The following is a 549-nucleotide window of genomic DNA, read 5'->3' on the forward strand; positions in this document are numbered from 1 at the left end:
ATGCCGGCACGGTGCAACGCGCCCCCGTTCGCCGTCAGCGTCATTCCTCCCTGCATCGACATCCCGACGGCGCTGTAGCGCCCTTCCTGGTAGCTGGTATTGGCGCTCATGCGCGCCGCATCACCTTCGTGGGTGTAATACCCGCTCACGTTCACCCCGCTGCGCGAGGTCCCGGTACTCAGTTGGTAGTTGCTGTGCTCATCAATCCGATCGTAATACCCCACCCCGTGGGTGGTGTCGTTCCGGTTCACCGTGGCGTTGTAGCTCACCGTGGATTGGTCCCCCCACGGCACCGACAGTGAGAGGTAAGCCCCGTCGTCTTTGGTGCCGTTATATTCATTGCGGTACGCCGACAGCGACAGGCTCAGGTTGCGGAACCGCCCTACGTCGAAATAACGCGACACCGTCAGGTTGTAACGATCGTTGGCCGGCCGGTCCCAGTAGGTCTGATGGCTGTAGTTGATGTAGCTGCTCAGCCCCCAGTCACGGAAATGCTTGTTGAAGGTGATGGTGTACATCTCTTTGCCATTGCCCGTCCGGGTGCCGTAG

Annotated in this window: 1 protein-coding gene; it reads right to left on the reverse strand. The window is 60.5% G+C overall.

Annotated features, from left to right (window positions below; all coding sequences use genetic code 11):
• A partial coding sequence (locus QZQ97_RS24500; protein ID WP_311995514.1) for a fimbria/pilus outer membrane usher protein occupies nucleotides 1–549 on the reverse strand: 549 nt, incomplete at both ends.

It is taken from the genome of Serratia sp. root2, assembly GCF_031931805.1.
GTDB lineage: Bacteria > Pseudomonadota > Gammaproteobacteria > Enterobacterales > Enterobacteriaceae > Serratia > Serratia inhibens.